The sequence below is a fragment of the Streptomyces sp. 147326 genome (genome assembly GCF_045000215.1).
Lineage (GTDB): Bacteria > Actinomycetota > Actinomycetes > Streptomycetales > Streptomycetaceae > Streptomyces.
The window spans coordinates 606,299-624,721 of sequence record NZ_CP134201.1; the positions used below are offsets into that span (position 1 = coordinate 606,299).

At 69.7% G+C, this 18,423-nt stretch carries 19 protein-coding genes; 6 read left to right on the forward strand and 13 right to left on the reverse strand.

What is annotated here, in order from left to right:
• Positions 1-168: 168 nt before the first annotated feature.
• From RIU97_RS03040 to RIU97_RS03050, 3 genes are read right to left on the reverse strand one after another with little or no spacing between them, the layout of a single operon-like run.
• A complete protein-coding gene (locus RIU97_RS03040) occupies positions 169-543 on the reverse strand; it encodes a YbjQ family protein (RefSeq protein WP_361766478.1) in 375 nt (124 codons plus the stop codon).
• A gap of 52 nt (positions 544-595) precedes the next feature.
• Positions 596-1,261 (reverse strand): response regulator, encoded by a 666-nt coding sequence (locus RIU97_RS03045; protein WP_404953169.1) that lies wholly within the window; start codon positions 1,259-1,261, stop codon positions 596-598.
• A gap of 5 nt (positions 1,262-1,266) precedes the next feature.
• Positions 1,267-1,398 carry a hypothetical protein gene (locus RIU97_RS03050; protein WP_404953170.1) on the reverse strand — a complete coding sequence of 44 codons (132 nt, stop codon included), beginning with the start codon at positions 1,396-1,398 and terminating at the stop codon, positions 1,267-1,269.
• 358 nt (positions 1,399-1,756) lie between these two features.
• Here RIU97_RS03050 and RIU97_RS03055 point away from each other — a divergent pair, with 358 nt between their 5' ends.
• Entirely contained in the window at positions 1,757-2,197 is a 441-nt protein-coding gene (locus RIU97_RS03055) for a hypothetical protein (RefSeq protein ID WP_404953171.1), read from the forward strand.
• Between the two features lie 7 nt (positions 2,198-2,204).
• On the opposite strand, the gene RIU97_RS03060 is transcribed toward RIU97_RS03055, so the two are convergent.
• The 6 genes from RIU97_RS03060 to RIU97_RS03085 all read right to left on the reverse strand — a co-directional run bounded on the left by RIU97_RS03060 (position 2,205) and on the right by RIU97_RS03085 (position 8,288).
• Entirely contained in the window at positions 2,205-2,555 is a 351-nt protein-coding gene (locus RIU97_RS03060; protein WP_404953172.1) for an NTP pyrophosphohydrolase, read from the reverse strand.
• A 5-nt stretch (positions 2,556-2,560) separates the two neighbouring features.
• Positions 2,561-4,888: an RNA ligase gene (locus tag RIU97_RS03065; protein WP_404953173.1), complete on the reverse strand. Its 2,328-nt coding sequence runs from the start codon at positions 4,886-4,888 to the stop codon at positions 2,561-2,563.
• A 57-nt stretch (positions 4,889-4,945) separates the two neighbouring features.
• Positions 4,946-5,632 carry an epimerase gene (locus tag RIU97_RS03070; protein WP_404953174.1) on the reverse strand — a complete coding sequence of 229 codons (687 nt, stop codon included), beginning with the start codon at positions 5,630-5,632 and terminating at the stop codon, positions 4,946-4,948.
• Between the two features lie 19 nt (positions 5,633-5,651).
• Positions 5,652-6,086, reverse strand: a complete 435-nt coding sequence (locus RIU97_RS03075; RefSeq protein WP_404953175.1) for a VOC family protein — start codon at positions 6,084-6,086, stop codon at positions 5,652-5,654.
• Between the two features lie 227 nt (positions 6,087-6,313).
• Positions 6,314-7,291, reverse strand: a complete 978-nt coding sequence (locus tag RIU97_RS03080) for a tellurite resistance/C4-dicarboxylate transporter family protein (RefSeq protein WP_404953176.1) — start codon at positions 7,289-7,291, stop codon at positions 6,314-6,316.
• Between the two features lie 418 nt (positions 7,292-7,709).
• The gene (locus tag RIU97_RS03085; RefSeq protein ID WP_404953177.1) at positions 7,710-8,288 is read right to left on the reverse strand and encodes a TetR/AcrR family transcriptional regulator; all 579 of its coding nucleotides are present in this window, start codon (positions 8,286-8,288) and stop codon (positions 7,710-7,712) included.
• Between the two features lie 91 nt (positions 8,289-8,379).
• Between RIU97_RS03085 and RIU97_RS03090 the strand changes: the two genes are divergently transcribed.
• Together RIU97_RS03090 and RIU97_RS03095 are read left to right on the forward strand one after the other, a co-directional pair.
• Positions 8,380-8,826, forward strand: coding sequence for an anthrone oxygenase family protein (locus RIU97_RS03090; RefSeq protein WP_404953178.1), 447 nt, complete (start codon positions 8,380-8,382; stop codon positions 8,824-8,826).
• A 264-nt stretch (positions 8,827-9,090) separates the two neighbouring features.
• The gene (locus RIU97_RS03095) at positions 9,091-9,615 is read left to right on the forward strand and encodes a hypothetical protein (RefSeq protein ID WP_404953179.1); all 525 of its coding nucleotides are present in this window, start codon (positions 9,091-9,093) and stop codon (positions 9,613-9,615) included.
• A 198-nt stretch (positions 9,616-9,813) separates the two neighbouring features.
• Here the strand turns inward: RIU97_RS03095 and RIU97_RS03100 are convergent, their stop codons facing one another.
• Positions 9,814-10,566: an ASCH domain-containing protein gene (locus RIU97_RS03100; RefSeq protein WP_319724179.1), complete on the reverse strand. Its 753-nt coding sequence runs from the start codon at positions 10,564-10,566 to the stop codon at positions 9,814-9,816.
• 449 nt (positions 10,567-11,015) lie between these two features.
• Here RIU97_RS03100 and RIU97_RS03105 point away from each other — a divergent pair, with 449 nt between their 5' ends.
• The gene (locus tag RIU97_RS03105; RefSeq protein WP_404953180.1) at positions 11,016-11,753 is read left to right on the forward strand and encodes a dienelactone hydrolase family protein; all 738 of its coding nucleotides are present in this window, start codon (positions 11,016-11,018) and stop codon (positions 11,751-11,753) included.
• Between the two features lie 1,083 nt (positions 11,754-12,836).
• On the opposite strand, the gene RIU97_RS03110 is transcribed toward RIU97_RS03105, so the two are convergent.
• The 3 genes from RIU97_RS03110 to RIU97_RS03120 form a co-directional block, all read right to left on the reverse strand.
• Complete coding sequence (locus RIU97_RS03110; RefSeq protein WP_404953181.1) at positions 12,837-14,540, reverse strand: tachylectin-related carbohydrate-binding protein; 1,704 nt, start codon at positions 14,538-14,540, stop codon at positions 12,837-12,839.
• Between the two features lie 906 nt (positions 14,541-15,446).
• Complete coding sequence (locus RIU97_RS03115; RefSeq protein WP_404953183.1) at positions 15,447-15,644, reverse strand: hypothetical protein; 198 nt, start codon at positions 15,642-15,644, stop codon at positions 15,447-15,449.
• A gap of 351 nt (positions 15,645-15,995) precedes the next feature.
• Positions 15,996-16,343: a helix-turn-helix domain-containing protein gene (locus RIU97_RS03120; protein ID WP_404953184.1), complete on the reverse strand. Its 348-nt coding sequence runs from the start codon at positions 16,341-16,343 to the stop codon at positions 15,996-15,998.
• Positions 16,344-17,081: 738 nt separating this feature from the next.
• Between RIU97_RS03120 and RIU97_RS03125 the strand changes: the two genes are divergently transcribed.
• On the forward strand, positions 17,082-17,741 hold the full coding sequence (locus RIU97_RS03125; protein WP_404962741.1) for a hypothetical protein: 660 nt from the start codon (positions 17,082-17,084) through the stop codon (positions 17,739-17,741).
• Between the two features lie 103 nt (positions 17,742-17,844).
• A complete protein-coding gene (locus RIU97_RS03130) occupies positions 17,845-18,402 on the forward strand; it encodes a hypothetical protein (RefSeq protein ID WP_404953185.1) in 558 nt (185 codons plus the stop codon).
• Positions 18,403-18,423: the final 21 nt, after the last annotated feature.

The following is an 18,423-nucleotide window of genomic DNA, read 5'->3' on the forward strand; positions in this document are numbered from 1 at the left end:
CGGACCTCCGGGAGTCGGCGCTTCCTTGGCGGAAGACCGCTCGGCACGCAGCCCCGGGCGGTCCGCTCACTGATCTGCCAGCTTGCGGACCGGGGCCGGGCAGGCCCATGGACAAAGCGGAGCGCCGTCCTGGACTTAACTGCGCGCGGAGCGTCCGGAGGGGGTGGGTCAGGTGGATGCGGGGACCAGGACCACGGCCGTCCCGTACGCGCACACCTCGGTCCCGACGTCGGCGGCGTCGGTGACGTCGAAGCGCATCATCAGCACGGCGTTCGCGCCGCGCGCCTTCGCCTGCTCGATGAGCCGCTCCATGGCCTGGTTGCGGGTCTGCACCAGCGTCTTGGTGAGGCCCTTCAGCTCGCCGCCGATCATCGACTTCAGGCCCGCGCCGATCTGGCTGCCCAGGTGGCGGGAGCGCACGGTGAGGCCGAAGACCTCGCCGATGACCCGCTCGACCCGGTAGCCGGGGACGTCGTTGGTCGTGACGACGAGTACGCCGGTCTCTTGTGCCCCGGCCCCGCCGCCGTAGTCTTCGATACCCATGGCACCCACTCTCGCCCGGGCCGCCGCCGCCCGCATCCGGGGAGCCGCGCGGTCAGGGCATTCGGGCGGCGAGGCCGAACTCGTGGGCCACGACGACGGCCTGGGCGCGGCTGGACAGCGCCAGCTTGCTCATGCACCGGTGGACGTGCGTCTTGACGGTGGCCGGGCTGAGGACGAGCCGTACGGCGATCTGGGCGTTGGACAGTCCGGCGCCGACCAGGGCGAGCACCTCGTGCTCGCGCGGGGTCAGGGTGTCCAGGCCGGGGTGCGGGGCGCGGGCGGCCGGGGCGGCGTAGGTGTCGATCAGTCCGCGCAGGGCCCGGGGGCTGAACAGCATCTCGCCGGCGTGCACGGTGGAGATGGCGGCGAGCAGCCGCTCGGGCGGGGTGTCCTTGACGAGGAAGCCGCTGGCGCCGACCCGCAACGCCCGGAAGACGTGCTCGTCGGAGTCGAAGGTGGTCAGGACCAGCACCTTGGGCCCGCCGTCCGAGGGGTCCTCCCGGCCGGCCAGGATCCGCTCGGTGGCGGCGATCCCGTCGGTGCCGGGCATCCGGATGTCCATGAGGACGACGTCGGGCCGGGTCTCGGCGGCGAGCCGGACCGCCTCCTCGCCGTCGCAGGCCTCGCCGACGACCTCGTAGCCCGGTGCGGCGGTCAGCAGCGCGGTCAGTCCGGACCGGATCAGGAACTGGTCATCGACGACGAGTACGGACGGCATCCGCGTCACCCCCTCCCCGTCGCGGCACGGGCCGAGACCTCGCGCGGGCGCAGCGGGCCGGCGGCGTAGACGATCTCGCCGGCGGCCGGAAGCCCGGCGCGGATCCGGACCGCGGCCGGATGTCTGACGAAGTGCACATCAACCCCCCTTGTGTACACCCTTGGTTGTATAGCGTCGACACCCAAGGTGGTAGGCCGGTCTCACCCCGTGGATGGGCGCGGCCGGGCGCGGTCCGCCCGTAGATTTGCCTGCGCCGGTTCACCGGCCGGCACCGGCCCTGTCCCCCCGGGGCCCCGCTGCGCGGCCGTGCCCGTTCGGGGGCGGGCACGGCCGCCTCGCCGCGACGGGACAGATTGGTCATATCGGGCTAAAGCTCGGTGAGCCAGCGGGGCTACGGCTCGCGCCCTCGTCATAGTCGTCCCTGGCAACCGCCTGGTTGCCACCACCGCGCCGCGCGACGCGGCCGGGCGGACGTCTTCGTAGAGGAGCCGGCTCATGCTGAAGCCCACCAGAACCATCCTCGCTCTCGCCGCCGGAAGCCTGGTTCTCGGTCTGGCCGGAGCGGGCGCCGCCGTCGCGGACGACGATGACAGCGTGCCGCCGCGTGAGATCGTCGTCGGTGACGGCCAGCCCGGCACCTACCCCGACTACAGGCACGCCATCGGCAAGGTCGTCTCCAAGGGCCCGCTGAAGGTCCGCAGCAAGCCGACCACCCAGTCGCAGTCCCTCGGCCACGTGTACCCGAGCAACAAGCTCGAGCTCGAGTGCAAGAAGTACGGCGAGAAGGTCGACGGCAACCGCATCTGGTACCGGCTGTACGACGACGAGGACCTGCTGAACGGCACCGACAGCGCCGGCCGCGCCGCCTACGAGAAGGAGCGCTGGGTCTCCGCGCGCTACGTCAAGAACCTCTCCGAGGTCAGGTACTGCCGCTGACCCCGGGTCAGTCCGCCGGGCGTACGGTACGGGGCCCCACGCACTCCGCGCCGTACGCCCGGACCCGCTCGCGCAGTTCCCGGTCCGCCGTGACCACGACGCAGCCGCGGTCCGCGTGGGCCGCGGCCAGCTCCACGATCCGGTCGTCGCCGCTCCCGGGGGCCGCGTCCACGCGTACCCCGGGAACGGACTCGACGCCCCGGGCGGCGCCTTCGACGACGAGGATGATCTCCTCGTCGCCGCCCCGCCCGGCCAGCCGGTCGCGCAGCCGCTCGGCCGCGCCCCGGCGGTCCCGCCACCAGCCGTCGGGAACCGAGCCGACGACGTTCGCGCCGTCCACGATCAGCACGCCCGGCATGACGGCTAGAAGTCCCCGTAGTTGACCTGCCAGGTGGGCAGGCCCATCCGGCGCCAGACCGCGACCACGCGGTCCCGGTCGTCGAGCGACATCCGCACCGCGTAGCGGTGGCGTACGTGCGCGTCGAAGAGCTCCGCCTTCACCACGTCGTCGCGGCGCGTGTCACCGGCCGCCCGCATCCACAGCTCGTCGTACGGCACGCCGTGCCGCCGCAGCCAGGACTCGGTCTGCGGGCGGTGCTCCTCACTGCGCCCCGACAGCAGCACGATGGCGTCGCCGTCGGCCCGCTTGAAGGCGTCCAGCGCGTGCCGGACCGACTCGTTGAGCAGGTCGAGCTCGCAGCGCGAGAAGTCGTACGGCCCGCGGTCGCCCGTCAGCGCGAGGGTGCCGTCGATGTCGCACAGCACCGCGGCCGGCAGCGCCGGATCGGGGACGTACGCGGTCACGGGCGGCACGGCCGCCGTGCCGGACGTCCCGTTCAGCCACTCCGCCGTGAGCCGCCAGCCGCCCTTGCGGGCCTTCTCGTGCTTCTCGGCCAGGATCCGGATGATCTCCTCGCCCACCTGCCGTTCGCGGGCCGCGTCGCGGCGCAGGCACTCCTCCAGCGGGACGTCGGTGAAGTCGTGCACGACGAAGGTCGCGAGCCCGCCGACGGCCGCCTTGAGCCGCTTCGGGATGTGCTTCGTCAGGTGCGTGTTGTCGACGACCACGTCGAAGCCGCCGTCCACGGCCGCGCGGACCGCCGCGTCCTGGACCTCCAGCACGGTCTGCTCGTGCGCGAAGGACCGGCTCCGCGTGGGGTCCGGCAGGTCGAGCATGGCCCGGAGGTCGTCGAGGTTGACCCGGCGCATCCGGCCGCCGGACCGTGCCTGGAGGGCACGGGCCGCGGTCGTCTTGCCGGAGGCCGGCAGTCCCGTCATGACGTGCACGACGGGCAGCACGGCCTCCTCGGCCACGCCCTCGGCATCCTGCGGACCCGTCTCCCGCGCGACGTCGTTGCGCGCGGCGGGCTGCCGGACGGCGGGTGCCGGGGCCGGCGGACGGGCCACCGGACGGGCGGCGGCCGGTACGGCGGCGGGCGGCGCGGCCCCGGTCGAGGGCCGGCGCGTTCCCTCCGGCTCTTCCCGGCCCTCCTCGTCGGTGGTGTACGAGTCGGCCACCTCCGGCCGTACGTGGCGCCAGGTGGTGAGCTCGGTCGACCGGCCGTCGAGCCGCAGGAACATCGCCGGGCGGACTCCCCGGTCCGGCAGTTCCTTGACGGCGCGGGCGAAGGCGCCCCGGTCGGCGGCCAGGTGCACGAGGCCCGCGTAGGCCTCGTCGATGGCGCGCTCGTGCGCCGCGGCCCGCGCCTCCAGGCGGGCGATCACCTCGCGCACCCAGGCGTCGAACTCGTCGGGCACCTGCTGCAGCAGCGCGTCCAGCGGCTTGCCGCCCGAGGCCTCGACCTCGGCGGCGGTGCAGTTGAGGCCCTGCGCGAGCCGGTTGACGGGCAGGCCGGCGAACCGCTGGATGCCGTGGCTGCGCCAGATGTCCCGCTCGTTGACCCCGGTGAGCACCCCGTGGAGCCGCACGTACTCGGACAGCTTGGCCTTGGCGCGCACACCGGAGGCGAAGCGCAGGACGAAGCCCTCGGCGTCGGTGCCGGTGGCCGCGGCGCCGCCGGGCATGGTGTTGGACTCGGTCAGCGCCATCAGCTCGTCGAGGGGCATGGCGGGCCACACCTTGACGACGGAGCCGATGCCCTCCCAGTGGGGCGCGGCCTCGGCGAGCGGGACCTCGGCGCCGTCCGGGCCGAAGGCCGCGAGGAGGACGAGGTCCCGGCGGTCGCCGTAGTTCACGACGATGCGGTTCTGCGGGTAGAGGATCTCCGCGAGGTACGTGACGCCCGGGCGCAGCTCGGAGGTGTCCTTGCCGTCGAGGCGCCGCTGGGCCCAGGTCGCCTGGGAGCTGATGAAGGAGCCCTTGGAGGCGACCCGCCAGCGGCCCGCGTAGTGGAAGACCACGGCGAGGCTGCCGTCGACCTTGTCGTACACCTCGAACGGCTCGTCCGGGAGGGCGGGCGCGTACGGCATGCCCGCCTCGTGCTCGCCGACGTTGAAGAACTTCGGCAGCGGCAGGGCGACGATCGCGCCGGTGGTGTCGTCGGCGACGAGTCCGCGGCAGCGCGTGGTGACCTGGTCCCAGACGCGCTCGTACTGCGCCGTCCGCGTGTAGGTGTAGATGGACAGCGGCAGTTCGGGGTGCGACTTGCGGGTCACGTACCCGGCGTCGATCGAGGCCGCCAGCGCCTGGGCGGGCAGCAGGTCATGCAGAGTCAGGGTCTCCTGGCTCATGGGTTCCTCCCGGATTGAGATGGCTCATTCTCACCTGCGGAAGGGTGTGTCCGGTACTCAGTTTTGCCTGGTCGGGGCAGCGCCCAGGCGGTTGATGTCGGCGGGGCGCAGGATGTGGCCGGGCACCTGGGTGCCGGGCGTGGCGACGGCGATCATGGCACGGCCGAAGGTGTCGGAGGTGATGACGAGGTTCGGCGCGATCCGCCGCAGCAGCGGGACCAGCGGCGCCGTGACCGCGTAGAGCACGCGGTAGAGCCGGGTCTTGGAGGGCACGCCGCGCACCGGCTGGACGATGCCGGGGCGGAACATGTAGGCGCGGAAGGGCAGTTCCAGCAGGTCGTTCTCGGTCTTCCCCTTGACCCGGGCCCACATGGAACGGCCCCGCTCGGTGCTGTCCGTGCCCTCGCCGGACACGTAGACGAAGGTGAGGCCGGGGTTGGCGGCGGCCAGCGGCCGGGCCACGGCGAGCGTCAGGTCGTGGGTGACGCGCCGGTACTCCTCCTCCTTCATGCCGACGGAGGAGACCCCGAGGCAGAAGAAGCAGGCGTCGTACGCGGTCGGGTCGACCTCCGCGGCGGACAGGTCGGACGGGTCCGCCTGGACACGCTCGCGCAGCTTGGGGTGGCTCACGCCGAGCGGGGTGCGTCCGATGGCCAGGACGCTCTCGACGGATTCGTCACGCAGGCATTCGCGCAGGACGCCCCGGCCGAGCATGCCGGTCGCGCCGAAGAGGATGACGTTCACGAGGGCAGCCTAGGGGCGTCTAGCGCGAGACGCAGAGCTCGTTCCCCTCGGGGTCGGCGAGTGTCGTCCAGGTGCTGGGGCCCTGGCTGCCTTCGTGGAGGTGCCGGGCGCCCTTGGCGATGAGACGTTCGACCACGGCCCGCGGGTCGTCGGCGCCGGTGCGGACGTCGAGGTGGACCCGGTTCTTGACCGTCTTGGACTCCGGGACGAACTGGAAGAGGATGCGGGGGGCGCGCTGCAGGCCCTCCGGGTGCCGGATGCCCGCGCCCGCCTTCCAGACGAGGGTGCCGCGGTGGGTGGCGGTGTCCGCCTCGGTCGCCTGCCCCGCTTCGACCATGCTGCGGATGAACTTCTCGTCGCTGGGCTCCACTTCCCAGCCGAGGGCGTCCGCCCACCAGTCGGCGAGCGTGTGCGGATCGGCCGAGTCGATGGTCACCTGAAACGTGTATGCCATGCCGGGACCCTACTGAGGGGCCCCCACGGCCGCCACCGGAACGGCCTCGTAGTGCGAGGCGAAGGCGGCTGCCCGGTGGAGTCGGGCCCGACGGCCGGGCCGGCGCTGCCGTGGACGCAGGTGATCAGGTCGTACGTCCGGTACGGGACCAGTGCGCGACGGAGGCGTGTTGTTCGCGACCGCCGAGGTGCATTCCGGCTCGTGCCCGGGCAGGAGGTGAGGCGTCGTCATCGGGCCGTCGTTTCCGGGCCGGGCGGGCGCCGGGGGCCGAGGCGGGCCTTGGCGTGGGAGGAGACGAGCGCGGCGAAGGTCAGCAGCCAGGCGCCCACGGCGATCCACAGCAGGACCTCGCCCAGCGGGAGCAGCCAGCCGACGCCTGCCGGGTCGGCCACGGAGAGGCAGGCCACGGCGGTCATGCCGAGCGGGAAGACGGTGGCCCAGCGCCGGATGTCGTAGCGCGGCCGCGGGTGGCGCAGTTCGGCGATGAGGAGGACGACGTACCAGACGAGGGACAGGGCGAGCACCGCCAGTGTGACGTCGCGCAGGACCTCGTGCGCCGTGCCCGTCCATACGGGTGACGCCGTGAGCTTGGATCCGGCCAGGGCGGAGATGGACAGCGCCCCGCCCGCGACCCAGTGGTCGCCCGCGCCGCCCACCACCTCGCGGAGGTCGAAGCGCAGGAAGGCCGCCACGTAGAGCACCAGCCCGAGGCAGAAGGCGGCCAGTGCCGCCCAGTCCAGCCAGTCGTGGCCGCCGGCGGCGACGGCCGTCGCGAGGACGGCCAGGCCCTGGGTGGCCACGCAGCCGAGGAACGCCGCCCCCGGCATCCGCCGCCCCCAGTGCCGTACGACGTTCAGCAGCAGCCCGGGCCAGAGCGCCGCGGAGATCGCGAGCAGGGCGGCCGCCATCGTCTGCCATCCGAGCAGGGAGAGCCGGGTGCCGATGACCGTGGTGGCGGCGATGGCCGTCAGCGCGGCCGGGGTGTCGGCCTCGGCGCGGAACCGGCCGTGGTCGCCCACCAGCCGGGCCGTGAAGTCGGCGGCGAGCACGAGCCACAGGGCTACGGAGAGGACGAGGGCGACCAGCGAGGCCGTCTCGTACCCGGTCAGGTGCAGGCCGACGGAGATGATGCCGGCCGCCATGACGGCGGCTCCCGCCGCGGGCGGGAGTCCGGTCCACCAGCCGCGGCCGGGAGGGATGCTCACGCCACCAGCGGACCGCACCGCTGCGCGCGGCGCCAGCGGGCGGGGCCGACCGGCGGGCCACGCCGCTCCGGGGCTCGACCGTCTGCACGGAAGATCAACGGAGCCTGCACACGATGCACATGCGGGGGCGCGGCCCGGTCCTAGGCTCGGGGGGAGACGTGCACCTGCCGGTCCGTCACAGGGGAACGGACCGGCAGGTCCTGCGAGAGGGTGAGGGACGTCGGGGACAGGGCCCAGTTCTAGGGCGCGTATCGGGTCGTGATCATGAGTACCGCGGCTTCCGGGGCGGGTGCCCGCCTTGGGTAGGGGGCCCGGCGATCTGCGGCTGCGCCGTGTGGGCGCGAGCGACCGGAAGCGATGCCGCAGGCAGGCAACGGGGCCAGAGGACCCCCGACTGCGTGCCCGCCGGGACGGTGTGTCAGACCATGGCGAGCCGGTTCACCAGCAGTTCCACCCTCCGCTCGGCGTCTCCAGGCGGCAGCCGTCCCGTCCGGGTCAGGGTGGCCAGCCCGTGCAGGGCCGCCCAGAACACCTCGGTGAACAGTCCCGGGTGGACGCCGTCGCCGGCGACCTCGCTGAGAGTCTCCAGCAGGGCGGCGAAGGCGTCCTTCAGAGGTTGTGGGGTGTCCTCGTGCGCGAACGCCAGGCCGCCGTCTAGCTGGAACATGGCGTCGTAGACCGCCGGGTTGCGTTCGGCGAAGTCGAGGTAGGTGCGGGCGAGGGCGGTGACCCGGGTGCGGGAGCCGTCTGCGGCGGAGGCCGCGGCCCGCAGCGCCGCGGCCATTTCGGCGGCGCCTTCGAGGGCGACGGCGCCGATGATCTCGCGCTTGCCCCGGAAGTGGCTGTAGAGGACGGGCTGGCTGTATTCGATGCGCTCGGCGAGCCGGCGGGTGGTGACCGCGTCCCAGCCCTGCCGCTCGGCGAGTTCGCGGGCCGTCGCCACGATGAGGCGCTCACGCTCCGCCCGTTCGCGCTGCTTGCGTTCCTGTACCGACATGATTCGATCCTAGCATCGCTAGACAATCGAGCGGCAGTAGTACTAGCGTTGTCTCATCAGCTAGCAACGCTAGATATCTGGAGGGGTCATCATGCTCAACGCGCTCGAGGTGTTCACCACCGTGGTCGTCGGCGTGATGGTGGGGGTGGAGTTCTCCGTCGCCTTCGTCATCAACCCGATCCTCAACGCCCTCCCCGAGGACAGTGGCCAACTCGGCCGCGCCCACGGGGGCCGGATGCTCGGTGCCGTGATGCCGGTCTGGTACATCGGCTCGCTCGCCCTCGTCGCGGTATGGGCCATCGCCGGATGGCACCGCCCCGGCGCCGGCCTCGTCGTCACCGCCGGCGCACTGCTGATCCTCAGCGTGATCATGTCGCTCCTGCTGCTCGTCCCGATCAACAACCGGAGCAAGACGTGGACCCCCGAGAACCGGCCCGCCGACTGGAAGCAGCAGATGAACCGCTGGGACCGCTTCCACTACGTCCGCGTCGCCGTCATCATCGCCGCCTTCGCCCTGCTGGCCGCCGCCCTCATCTGACCCCGCGAGCCGACACCGCGCTGATGGCGCGCAGTCCCCACTCCCCGGGCGGCAGCGGGCCACAGAACTCCCGACATCCGGGAATGCGACAATCACCCGGGTCCGGCGCCTGGTCCACCGCGTCGACCTCGAAGAGCTGACCGACGAGGACAAGCTCCACATCCAGGACGCGGTCGCGCTAGTCCGCCGAACCCGTCGTGTCGTGGCCCTCGGACTGCCCCGTATCGGGCCGCCCGAGGATCTTCGCCCGGAAAGGCCCACCGGATGGCCAACCCCATGATCGACGGGAAGCGCGCCGACTCGGTCCGACGCCGCGCACGCGTCCTCAAGGCCCTCGATACCGCGGTGATGGCCGGGGGTGACATCACCGTCTCGGGGCTCGCCCGCGCGGCCCGCGTCGACCGAACCTTCCTCTACCGCACAAGGACCTGCTCGAACGTGTCCACCTCGCTGCTGGCACCGCGGTCGAGGACGGACGAATGGCAGCAGTCAGCCGGGTTTCGCTCCCAGACCGACCTCGCGTACGCGCTCGAACGCGGCCAGCGACTGGCAGCACGGGTTCGCCGGCTGGAGAACCGACCGTCGTCTCAGCTTGGCGAGAGTGTCTGGGCCGATTCCGGGCTCGGGGCACCTGTCGACGTCGACCAGCTCCAACGACGCATCACGCTGCTAGAACAAGATCTCGCCCACACGAAAGGGGAGCTCAACGAGCGAACGGAGGAGCTGGAGGCCGCTCGCGCAGCCAACCGAGAGCTGACTCGTGCCCTCAACTCATCAGCATCCGGGTAGCCGGATTGCTCTGCGGGGGCGACCACCCCCGCAGCGAGAACTCACTGGCATGGTCCTTGGCCGCATCCCACCCCAACCGGTCGGGCGTCATCATGCGTCGACCAGCTTCAGAGTCTTCTTCGCTGGCGTCGTCTTCTTCGCTGGCGTCGTCTTCTTCGCTGCTGCGGTCGTCCCAGTCGTCGCTGGTGCCTCCGCGGTTTAAGCGGCGCCTGTCTTGTCGTTGATCTGGAAGGTGATTACGTCGACTTCGTCGGTTCCCGCCAGATCTGGGTAGTGGCCCTTGAGGCCTTCCCGGAGTTCGGTTGCGGTCGTCAGCCCCTCGGCTTGGGCGTCCTGGTTGGTGAGGTCGCTGACCAGGCAGTGCCTGATGCCGGTCACCTCTGCCGGCAGGACGACTTCGGGGTCGCTTTCAAACACCAGCCGTGCCGGCCCGAGCTGGGCCGGGTCCCGGAAGCGAGTGGTCTTGGTCTTGGCGCCAGAGCGGACGTCTTCTAGGTAGCGGGGGTTGAACCGGATGATCGGGGGACCGGCCGTCTCGGGGTCTTGGTAGAGCGATGGGTCGAGACCGTTCATGCCTTCCGGGGTCCATCGCTGAGTCAGCGGCATCAGGTCGGCGGCGAGAACGGACCTGGGCCCCGCGGGCGTGGGCACGATGACGCGCATGGTGGGGTAGTAGTCCACGAAGACCTGCCGATCGCGCCCGCACGGGCCGATGACCCCCCGCCCGTGGTTTCCCACGGCAACGATGCAGCGCATCTGGCGGGCACCCTGGGCTCGTGCGGCTCCCAGAGCCACGAGTTCGGCGCAGGGGCCGCCGGTGAAGTGGTAGAGGTTCACGCCAGCGAACATCCGGTAGTCGGCGGCCATGACCGCAGCCCCCATCGTGTGGATCCCGTCTTCGTCGGGCCCGGCGTCCGTATGCGCGTCTATGGTGCGGCGTGCCAGCTCCACGAGCTCACGCTCGTCATGATCGAGAGCTCGTGCAGATGACGGTACGTACACGTTTTCAGCCTTCCCTTTCGTCGGCAGTCGCCAAGATCATTCCACGCCATACAGGTGGGCTCCACGGGATTTCGGCTTGCCTTGACTGGGCCCCTATGGTGGTCCCGTGGGCAGGGATGGAGCGCCCTGGCTGAGGCTGGTCGTGGTCACGGACGACGATCCCGGGCCGCGGCTCTGCCGTGACTGTGGTAACCCATTGGTGCCGACGGTGAAGGCGGCGGTGTTCTGCACGTCGGTGGGGTGTGACCGAGGTACGCGCCGAAGGGGCAACGAGATGATCTTGAAGCCCTGAGCGCTCGGCCCCCGTATTTCAGAGGGACACGAGGGACACGCACGCTGTTCTGCCAGCGGCGGAACACCGACCGAACCGGGCTCGACGATCACTACAGTCCAGTCTCATGACGACGATCACGACGCGTACGGTCGAGTACCCGGCGGACGGTTTGACGATGATCGGGCACCTCGCGCTCCCGGCCGGTTTCGACCGCCGGCCCGCGGTGCTGCTCGGACCAGAGGGCATGGGACTCAGCGACGTCGAGCGCCACCGGGCCGATGCGCTCGCCGAACTGGGATATATAGCGCTGGCCTTCGACCTTCACGGCGGGCGCTATTTGGGCGACCCCGAGGAGATGCTGGCCCGTTGCCTGCCGCTGCTCGCCGACCCCGACCGGATGCGGGGCATCGGCCATGCGGCACTCGACGTGTTGCGCACCGAACCGCGAACCGACCCCGACCGGATCGCCGCCGTCGGCTACGGCACCGGGGGCGCCATCGCGCTGGAACTCGGGCGCGACGGCGTCGACCTGCGCGCGATCGGGACAGTCAACGCAACCACCACGGGCCGACCGGGCGAGGCAGCGCGCATTCGCTGCCCGGTGTGGGCCGGGGTCGGGTCGGAAGACCCGATCATGCCGCCCGCGCAACGGAACGCGTTCACCGCCGAGATGCAGGCCGCGGGCGTCGACTGGCGCCTCGCGGTCTACGCCGGCGCCTTGCACGCCTTCCACCACCCGCCGGTCGACCACCCCGCGGTCCCCGGCGTCGGCTACCACCCACAGCACGCGCAGCGAGCCTGGCGCGACGTCGTCGACCTGCTCGCCGAGTGCCTGCCCGTGACGGAGGATCTGGGGGCATGACCCAGGCAAACAGCCTGGCGCCAGGTTTGGTCCACGTCGGGCACTGACAGTCCCCTCACCTCAAGTCCGCATTGCAGAAGCACATTAGGGCGGGTGCTCGATCGCGGGGACGCGTTCGCAACTGCCGCAGTAAATGCCGGATCTACTGCGACGGAGCCCCGGCCGTGACCGTCGCGACCTGCGGCAGACCATTCCGGCCGCCGGGGCGAGGTGTACGCGTTTACTGCGGCATCACTGCGCTGACCACGCATTGAGTCACACCAAGATCAACTCATTGCCCCTTTGGCGCGTATCTCGGCTGAACCCCTCGGTGTGCCGTTCGCGGCACTGGCGGCGGATGCGGCGGGCAGGCGCGAGGGCCCGGGCGGTGCAAGGTAACAGGGCTGCCACCTGCCCGGAGTGTGGGGTGTCCTGAACCGCGTCGAACGTGCTTCCTCGGCAACGTACTCACCGGATCGAGCGCTAGCACCACAGGTGTCGTGATGCATAGACTCAGCCACCAAGTCGCTGAGCTGCATCAACGTGAGACTAACTCCACGGCAACTCCTCCGCCCCCCAGAGAATCGAGCGCGACCCCGAAGGACTCGCGGCACTCCTGCGTCTGCGCACTCTGGCACTGCACGGTGTGCAGACGACATGCGCCATCGCCCCGTACCGAATCCGACGGGTCCGACGGGTCCGACGATTCCTGCAGGGCCTGTGCGGCCAACTCACCGCTCGCCGGGTCTTGAACCTGTTTCGTACAGGGGGGTTCGACGGCCTTCGTAGCCCCGGGCATCGAAGGAAGGGTGGGACGCCGTGCTGCTGCATATCCGGCTCCGGCCGCCTGGGGGGTTCGACGAGCTGGTCGAAGTCCTCCAGCGATTCACCCTGACGGTCCAGGCCCTGCCGCCCGCAGCTGCGATCGCCGACGTGTCAGGGCATCCTCCGTCTACGGATGGCGCGTGACCTCAAGTTGCCGCTGACCCATGTGCAATGGGTTCGTGGCTACGCCCACCCGTCCACGACGCAGACCTACCACGCCGCTGGCTTGGAGAAGATCCTCTCAAATCGCCCCATCACTCTTTGACCGCGCCGATCGTGTCAGTCAACAATGACTGTGCCGGGCGGCGCATTCCGCAGGTCCGGCCGCGGGCCTTGCGGCTGGTCGGTGGTGACAATGTGTTCGTCTTCGTCGTCGTCCCCGAAGATGCCGGCGATGCTTTCGACTATCTGGCCGACCGCCTCGACCGCGTCCGTGCCAACACCGGCGATGTCGCTGATCGCCTGCTCCACGGTCCTTACCGGGTCTCGAGCGAGGTCGCTTACGGCGCCTACAGCGAACGATGTCACCCCGGCCAGCGGATTCGGGCCGCTGATCGTGATGAGAGGCAGCTTGAGAGTGCTTGTCGCCGCCCAGTGCAGACCTAGCTCTGCTTTGAGTCCGATCTCACCGCCGATGCCGAAGGGCTGGCCTCCGATCGTTACACCGAGTTGCCCGCCGATCTCGCCCGCGGACAGGCCGATCTCCCCACCCACCCCATTCGGGCCGGCCTCCCCGGACATATGGGCATTGGGCCCCACGGCATGTCCGGTAGCGCTCCCCCCAGCACCTGGAGCACCAAACGAGGCCTGACCGTCAACCCTGACCGTGACTACTTCGGCGTAACCCTTTGCGGTGAGAGTCTCTCCGTCGACCGAGCCTTCAAGTTTCACGATGCCGATCTGCAGTCGCAAGTCAGCCGTCACCGTTATGTCTCCGGCACGCGCTCTCAGCGCTCCAGACTCGTCGACGAAGGTTTGTCGGTAGGAGAAGCTCTCTCGAGGCACGTGCAGGGGGCCGACCGGCACAGGAGTTCCAGCCGCTACCAGCCCTTCTTTAACTCTCAGGACTCCGTTCGCGTCGAAAGTCTTGCGCTTGTAAGTGATCACACCGGGGGCATTGGGATCGAGCTTGCCGACGGGGACGTGTTGAACGGTAGGTATAGACAAGGGGGACAAGTCACCGACGAGCAAAACGGTGTCGCTCATGACGGTGCTGTAGATGTCCCAGCCCCCACTGACGTTCTTTCCACCGGCTCCTGCCGTCCAGCGGTTTGAGCCGTCTTTCACGCCGTCGTGGCGGTACCACTGGAGATCCCCACCTGGTGTGACTCCGTAGATCACTCCGCCGCCGCCGCCGCCGCTGAAGACGGTGTCGTAGATGTTCCAGCCTCCGCCGACGTTCCTTCCACCTCCCCCTGCCGTCCAGCGGTTTGAGCCGTCTGCCCAGCCGTCGTGGAAGTACCACTGGAGATCCCCACCCGGTGTGATTCCGTAGATCACTCCGCGGCCGGCGCTGAAGACGGTGTTGTAGATGTTCCAGCCTCCGCCGACGTTCTTTCCACCTCCCCCTGCCGTCCAGCGGTTTGAGCCGTCTGACCAGCCGTCGTGGAAGTACCACTGGAGATCCCCACCCGGTGTGATTCCGTAGATCACTCCGCCGCCGCCGCCGAAGACGGTGTTGTAGATGTTCCAGCCTCCGCCGACGTTCTTTCCACCTCCCCCTGCCGTCCAGCGGTTTGTGCCATCTGTCCAGCCGTCGTGGCGGTACCACTGGAGATCCCCACCTGGTGTGATTCCGTAGATCACTCCGCCGGCGCCGCCGAAGACGGTCCTGTAGATGTTCCAGCCTCCGCTGACATTTTCTCCACCTTCCCCTGTCGTCCAGCGATTCGTGCCGTCCTCCCACCCGGTATGGCGGTACCACTGCAAATCGCCGTCTGATGTAATCCCGTAGATGATGGCGAGCATTCCTCCCTCTGCCATGACTCCTCCACATATCGATCGAATGGATTCGCTGCTCGATTCGAAAGTACGAAGCTGGCGTCACCCTGCGGACTCTGCCTGCGAGGATCGAGCTCGGGCCGGAAGGAGAAGTTGTACATCCCGCGGCTTCCAGCCTATGCAGCGCACCGTGTGCTGTATCGCCCGACCTCGCCGCCGGCGACAGCGGCTACCTTGCGGGGACCATTCTGATCAGCGTGCGTGCCTCACCTGCAGGAAAATGCTCCCGATTGCATTCACGACATCCCGGCGGATACGAAGGTCCTCACCCTGGAACGGCAACACTGAAAGATTTCAGTGGACGAACCCCAGCCATGTCAGAGCCAATTCTCCGGTGACTGGTGCGAGACCTGGTGCAAGGATGCCGGGCCCAGTCATGCCCGCGGCCAGCGGCAGCGTGAACTGATCAAGTCTTACAACCAAGTGCCGAAACCCTTCAACATTCGGTTGGGGCACCCAAAGGTGCAAAGTCTACGCGACAGGTTCCCAATCCCACTCTCCTTCTTGGCTGATCCCACCACCAATGAAAGCGAGCGTCCCAAACCACTTGTCTCTTGGATTAGTGCCTGAGATTTGACTGTCGTCCCATAGGAACTCTATCTGACCAGTCTGGGGAGTCCAGGTAGGAGTGAGCGTAATTTGTCCAGCGCGCCTCATAAGCGCCTCCTGGAAGAGCTTCCTTACCGGGGGACGAGCCCGCCCGCCCGGTTTGCGATGCGAGTGGCCACTTACGTAGAGTGCGCAAGGGCACCGTAAGAACGGGCCCTGACGGTATGGTTGGGAACGGCTTATCCGGCCATGTAGCACCCGCTTGCCCACCCCTTATAGACTACGTCCTTCACCTCAGGCGTGCATCCGAAATTCGACCAGCCAGGCTTTATTGAATGGTCATTTGTTGCCGGTTCCACTAAAGCGCTTGCAGGAGCTGCGGGTGCTGTCCCCGACTCCCCACGAGCCTTCGCGGAAGATCAGCTTTTCTCGTTTGAGTGCACGGAAAAGGGATCGGAGTGCTCCAAGGAGCAACTTCCTCGCTTCGCCGAGCAGGGGTGCCTGCTGCTGGATGTGGTCGGTGATGATGGCGCGCAAGTCGTCGATGCCGGCGGTGCGCCAGGCCTGCAGGCAGGGGGCGGCCTTGCGGACGGAGCTGCGGACGGTGGAGGGGGCCAGGGGCCAGGGGCCAGCTCGGCCGGGACGCGGTGCCGCAGAGCACGTCGATCCAACGGTGGATGCCTTCCTGGAACGGGGGCGGTGCGTGGTCGGCGAGCCGGCGGGCGCCGGTGAGGTGCGCGTTGGATTTCGCGTCCGGGACGTCGTAGGTCTCCCGGCGGCACTCCCGGCACACCCTCATGCTCGTGACCACGCCCCACGTCGCGCACAGCCCGCACGACACCGCCACCGCCACCGCCACCGCCACCGCCACCGCCACCGCCACCGGCATCAGTTCGGCGGAAGCGCGCGCCGTGCCGGGCCGGTGCCCGGCTGCCGCGGGACCGGGCGGCTCCCGCTGCCGGCCTGCGGGCCTTGGCCGACCGCCGGCTTCAGCGTCTCCGGCGCAGCGCCCGCGGCGGCGACCAGTTCCGCCTGCAGCAGGTCGGCCACCTCACAGCCCAGGGCCGCGCAGATCATGTCAAGGTCGTCCAGCCGCAGGGTGACCGGCATCCCCGACCACAGGGCCGCAACCTTGCTCAGCGACGGAGTGAACCCGACCTCCTCGAACGCGGTCTTCAGCTGGCTGGCGCGCCATATGTCCCGCTGGGCCGCCACCCACCGCGGATTCCACTTCACTGCTTCTCGCCTCCCCACTCAGCCGGCGCACCGCACGCCGGGACAACTCCAGACTGGCCCGCTCCGGGTCCCCCTGGGCGCCAGCCCCGGCTCCAGCCCGGCCGGCTCGCTCGATGCACCGCCCCCGCCGATCAGCGTGAAGCGGCGAGTTCCGGAATCCACCACAAGCACGCAAATTACGAGGAGAACTCCTGGAATCAAGGAGAAACGGGCGAATTTTCACACGACGGTGTGTACTGCCAGATCGAGCCATTGACCAGCCTGAACAGGCAGAACAAGCAGCCCCGGCAGGGTCGGGAACCCGTCGGAGCTCCAATAGGATGCTGGCGACTATGGCGGCCGCGGCCACCCCGCCCGGCACGACCACCGTGATCGACGCCAAGGACGTCGAGCGGTGGCTGAGACCGCGCCCGGTCGCGGCCCTTTACGGCGTCGGCCCGGCGACCACGGGCAAGCTGCGCACGTACGGCCGGCACACCATCGGCGACTTCGCCGAGACCCCCATGCCCACCCTCGTCCGTCTCTTCGGCGCCGCCGGCCGCCCCCTGCACACCCACGCCCGCGGCCAGGACCCGCGCACGGTCCAGACGCAGCCGATCGCGAAGTCCTTGGCCGCCGACCGGGCCTTCGAGCACGACGTCCTGGTGTCGGCCGAACACCGCCGGACCCTGCTCGATCTGGCCGAGGAGGTCGCCGCCCGCCTGCGCGACGGGGCAACAAGCCGCAGGCGGACTGGCCCTGTCCGTCCGCTACGCCCACCGCAGCGTCTGCACCCGCAGCCGCACCCTCACGGAAGCCACGGCCCACAGCCGGCCGATCGCCGCTACCGCGTACGAGCTCTACGTCCTGCTCGCCCTCCAGCGCGCCCGTGTCCGCGCCATCAGCCTGCGCGCACACGACCTTCGCCCCGCGAGCGAAGCCTCCAGCAGCTCACCCTCGCCCCGGGCGACGACCACGCCCTGGCCATCGAGGCGGTCATCGGCCGAGCCCGCGCCCGCTACGAGCCCGGCACCATCCGGCCCGCCACCAGCGCCAAACACGCCAGCAAGGCAATACACGGCGCGAAAACGCTCTTTTCGCCGCCGCCCGCGACCTAACCCACGCCCCATATATGCACCGGCAGGCACGGGCCCCGGCCGCACCGGCTCTGGTATCGGCGACTCCCGCACACCACTGCCTCCCGCCGCGCCGCACTGGGCGGGCTCGGCAGTCCGGCACGACACGCCCGTGCCCGGCCGCGCTGCGGCGCGGCCGGGGGCGGGCAGGGCCCGGTCACCTGGCACCCGCACTCCCTGGCGCTGCGCGGCGGGCCCTCGCCCTCGCGTGGTGGCCGCACCCGCGCCGCCCGGCCAGGGGGGCCTGTCACGCGCCTGTGACAGTCGGCGGACAGTGTCGTGAAGTCCGGAGGCCAGTCTTTTAGCAGAAGGACAAACCAGACATTTCGCCACAGCGATCATCCTTCGAAACTTCCCCCCACCCCCCTTTTACTGGAGTAATTCTCATGGCTCGCACTTCTCGGAAGCAGCGTTTCTCGATGTTCGCCGTCTCGGCCGCGATTGTCGGGGGAGGCGTGCTGCTGCCCACCAGTGCATTCGCTGCGCCGGCCAAGCCGCAGGTCAGCGAGGCGGTCACGCTGGTCGCCGACCACGCGAAGAGCGGTCATGGGAGCAAGGGCAAGAAGGACAACCGGGGCAACAAGGGCAAGAAGCACGGCAAGAAGAACCAGGGCAAGAAGCACGGCAAGATCAAGGACGTCAAGAACATGCCGGGCTGCAAGTTCTACAAGGGCACGGTGTACTGCGAGCACAAGCCCGAAAAGCCCGCCCCCACCACGGAAACCCCGAAGACAGAGACCCCGAAGACGGAGACCCCGACCACGGAAACCCCCACCACGGAGACCCCGACCACGGAAACCCCCGCGACCGAGACCCCGGCGACGGAAACCCCCGCGACCGAGACCCCGGCGACGGAAACCCCCGCGACGGAGACTCCGGCCACGGAGCAGGCCCCCGCCACGGAGGAGGCCCCCGTGGAGGCAAGCCCGGCCGCTTCCGGCTGAACCTGAGCCCAGCAACGTAGC

What these genes read in the sequence shown, in the direction of transcription:
- RIU97_RS03110 (WP_404953181.1), bottom strand. Translation starts at nt 14,540, where the DNA reads ATGGCAGAGGGAGGAATGCTCGCCATCATCTACGGGATTACATCAGAC.
- RIU97_RS03045 (WP_404953169.1), bottom strand. Translation starts at nt 1,261, where the DNA reads ATGCCGTCCGTACTCGTCGTCGATGACCAGTTCCTGATCCGGTCCGGA.
- RIU97_RS03075 (WP_404953175.1), bottom strand. Translation starts at nt 6,086, where the DNA reads ATGGCATACACGTTTCAGGTGACCATCGACTCGGCCGATCCGCACACG.
- RIU97_RS03065 (WP_404953173.1), bottom strand. Translation starts at nt 4,888, where the DNA reads ATGAGCCAGGAGACCCTGACTCTGCATGACCTGCTGCCCGCCCAGGCG.
- RIU97_RS03130 (WP_404953185.1), top strand. Translation starts at nt 17,845, where the DNA reads ATGGCTCGCACTTCTCGGAAGCAGCGTTTCTCGATGTTCGCCGTCTCG.
- RIU97_RS03090 (WP_404953178.1), top strand. Translation starts at nt 8,380, where the DNA reads ATGCTCAACGCGCTCGAGGTGTTCACCACCGTGGTCGTCGGCGTGATG.
- RIU97_RS03040 (WP_361766478.1), bottom strand. Translation starts at nt 543, where the DNA reads ATGGGTATCGAAGACTACGGCGGCGGGGCCGGGGCACAAGAGACCGGC.
- RIU97_RS03055 (WP_404953171.1), top strand. Translation starts at nt 1,757, where the DNA reads ATGCTGAAGCCCACCAGAACCATCCTCGCTCTCGCCGCCGGAAGCCTG.
- RIU97_RS03060 (WP_404953172.1), bottom strand. Translation starts at nt 2,555, where the DNA reads ATGCCGGGCGTGCTGATCGTGGACGGCGCGAACGTCGTCGGCTCGGTT.
- RIU97_RS03095 (WP_404953179.1), top strand. Translation starts at nt 9,091, where the DNA reads ATGGCCAACCCCATGATCGACGGGAAGCGCGCCGACTCGGTCCGACGC.
- RIU97_RS03085 (WP_404953177.1), bottom strand. Translation starts at nt 8,288, where the DNA reads ATGTCGGTACAGGAACGCAAGCAGCGCGAACGGGCGGAGCGTGAGCGC.
- RIU97_RS03105 (WP_404953180.1), top strand. Translation starts at nt 11,016, where the DNA reads ATGACGACGATCACGACGCGTACGGTCGAGTACCCGGCGGACGGTTTG.